Raw genomic sequence first — 3114 nt, 5'->3', positions numbered from 1 at the left:
GGCGCGATGATGCCACAGGTAGCCAGCCAAGTTTTCATAGTGATGAACGAATACTACTCGATCGTATGATAATTTGTTTTGCCTGTGAATCGATCGCAACTATTTGCAATTACGCTGAAAGTTAGCGTAATTGCTCGGCTTAAATGTGCCTTCGATTTACTAACTTTTTTAGCCATAGCGGATGTCTTCGCTCTGAATAAAAATTGCTTCAGCTAAACCTCACATACTCCTACCAATCCGGCGAAACCTCTGCTTACATTGAGTCTGGCGACAACGGTAGGGATAGACATTAGCTAGAGAGTACAATCGATCCCAGCCACCAATGCGATGAGCGCGACCGATCCGATCGGTACCGCATTTTGGGCACTTGGGAATAGATTCAGACCAAAAATTTAGCAGCATTTTGAGATCGCTCAATAAGATAGATGCAGGGCAATGGATAAGTAGCGGGTAAAACTGGCTGTTTTAGTTCACAGTAGCTACGGTTGCAATAGATGTAGCAGATCTTATACCAAGTAATGCGCCAATTTGCTGAATCTAGCTAAATTAAGTCAAATCCACATCATTAGGCGGTAGCGCAAAACCCGATTTACTGATATCGAAGGCGATCGCCAGGACACCAAAATTCGTTAGTGCCTTGACGAGTCATTAGCAGTATTATTCCCAGATCGATCGCCAAAGGAGCAGAATATAATAGAGATAGACCCAATCGCACCTAGATCTTCAGGGCGGACAAGTTAAACATCAGATCCTCCCCATTGTTTATGAATCCTGACGTAAAATTCCAAGATGCTTTTGATATTGTTGTCGTCGGAGCCGGACATGCTGGCTGTGAAGCGGCACTAGCGGCGGCCCGATTGGGTTGTCGGACGCTATTACTCACCCTCAACTTGGATAAAATCGGTTGGCAACCTTGCAATCCCGCCGTCGGTGGCCCCGCCAAGTCCCAGCTCACCCATGAAATCGACGCATTAGGTGGTGAAATCGGCAAAATGGCCGATCGCACTTATCTCCAGAAACGGGTCTTGAATGACTCTAAAGGCCCCGCTGTGTGGGCATTACGCGCGCAAACCGACAAGCGCGAATATGCAGCGGTGATGAAAAATATCGTTGAAAATCAGGACAATCTGAGCATTCGGGAAGGAATGGTGACGGATTTAGTTCTGGATGCGAATAATCGGGTAATTGGCGTTGAGACTTATTTTGGTGCGGCGTTTGAATGTCAGGCGGTCATCCTCACTACTGGAACGTTTCTCGGCGGGACGATTTGGGTGGGGAATAAGTCGATGTCTGCCGGACGTGCGGGTGAATTTGCAGCGACGGGGTTGACGGAAACTTTACACCGGATAGGTTTTGAAACTGGTAGACTCAAAACTGGTACGCCAGCGCGGGTAGATAAACGATCGGTAGACTACACTAAAATGGAACCACAACCGGGGGACGATCGCGTGCGCTGGTTTAGTTTCGATCCCGAAGTGTGGGTAGAAAAAGCACAGATTCCCTGTCATCTGACGCGGACGACTCCTGAAACTCACCGCCTGATTCGTGAGAACCTCCATCTGTCGCCCGTCTATGGTGGTTGGGTAGACTCCAAAGGGCCAAGATATTGTCCGAGTATCGAAGATAAGATCGTCCGCTTTGCCGACAAGGAAAGTCATCAGATATTTGTAGAACCGGAAGGGCGGGATATTCCCGAGCTATACATTCAAGGCTTCTCCACTGGACTCCCCGAAAGCCTCCAAGTCGAGATGCTGCGGACACTCCCAGGGATGGAAAAGTGCGTGATGCTGCGTCCGGCTTATGCGGTGGACTATGACTATCTCCCCGCGACGCAGTGTTATCCCACCCTGATGACCAAAAAGATTGAGGGGCTGTTTTGTGCGGGACAGGTAAATGGTACTACTGGGTATGAAGAAGCAGCGGGACAGGGATTTGTCGCGGGGGTAAATGCGGCGCGATTTGTCAACCATCAGGAGATGATTGTCTTTCCGCGCGAACAGAGTTATTTGGGTACCCTGATTGATGATTTGTGTACCAAAGATCTGCGCGAACCGTATCGAATGCTGACGAGTCGATCGGAATATCGGCTATTATTGCGATCGGATAATGCCGATCGAAGATTGACACCATTAGGTCGCGAAATCGGTCTGATTGACGACCGCCGCTGGGAGTTATATACCAACAAGCAAGCCCAGATTCTGGCTGAAAAAGACCGCCTCGAAAAAACTCGCGTGAAGGAACTAGAACCCGCTGGAAAAGAGATTACAGCAGCGACTGGGGAAGTTATTAAAGGCTCGATTACGCTCGCCGAACTCTTGCGTCGTCCGGGCTTACATTATCCACATTTACTCAAATTTGAATTGGGTAATAAAGATTTAACTATTGCCGAACAAGAAGGAGCCGAAATCGAGATTAAATATGCCGGATACTTGAGCCGCCAACAACATCAAATCGACCAAGTTAGCAAACAATCAAATCGCAAACTCCCGAGTAATATCGATTATCACTCGATCGAGACCCTCTCAAAAGAATCGCGAGAAAAGTTAGCCCAAGTGCAACCTGCCACCATCGGACAAGCCACCCGCATCGGTGGTGTCAATCCCGCTGATATCAATGCTTTATTGATTTGGTTAGAAGTGCAAAATCGAACTAAAACTCCGCAGACTGTATTAAATTAATTGAGAATTGAGAATTGAGAATTGAGAATTGGGTTGTTATGCGTATTTTAGAACAGATGGATAATGACAATAACAAGTAGGTCGGCACAATTATTTCAATTACTAGAATCATCTGAAACCCTAAGATCCGGATCTAAAGCCCCCTGCTTGGCGCAAGCCATGGGTCGGAACGGCTCGCGCACGCCTCTGTTCCCCGACGGTTTGCGGATGCGCCATACGTAGGGTTCCCCGAGGGTTTAGCGCACCAAGCAGCGAGACAAGACAAACCTCCGCGTGATTGCATCCGCTGTCTTGACCCAAACACATGCGGAGGGAACCTCCGCGTGATTTGGGTCGCTTTTTAAGGGGGTTGGGGGATTCAGATCTAGAAACGAAGTCTAGCCGACTTGTGTACACACGGTAGATGACATAACTGGGGACGAGGTGGCGATTCAGC

At 48.4% G+C, this 3114-nt stretch carries 2 protein-coding genes; one reads left to right on the top strand and one right to left on the bottom strand.

What is annotated here, in order from left to right:
- Positions 1-219: 219 nt before the first annotated feature.
- Positions 220-402: a hypothetical protein gene (locus RMO52_RS14425; RefSeq protein ID WP_309738742.1), complete on the bottom strand. Its 183-nt coding sequence runs from the start codon at positions 400-402 to the stop codon at positions 220-222.
- Between the two features lie 362 nt (positions 403-764).
- Here RMO52_RS14425 and mnmG point away from each other — a divergent pair, with 362 nt between their 5' ends.
- Positions 765-2678: a tRNA uridine-5-carboxymethylaminomethyl(34) synthesis enzyme MnmG gene (mnmG, locus tag RMO52_RS14420; RefSeq protein ID WP_309738741.1), complete on the top strand. Its 1914-nt coding sequence runs from the start codon at positions 765-767 to the stop codon at positions 2676-2678.
- Positions 2679-3114: the final 436 nt, after the last annotated feature.

This window comes from Chamaesiphon sp. OTE_8_metabat_110, assembly GCF_031382685.1.
Taxonomy (GTDB): domain Bacteria; phylum Cyanobacteriota; class Cyanobacteriia; order Cyanobacteriales; family Chamaesiphonaceae; genus Chamaesiphon.
The sequence above is the reverse complement of the archived record's forward strand: the minus strand, read 5'-3'. Positions and strand labels throughout refer to the sequence as shown.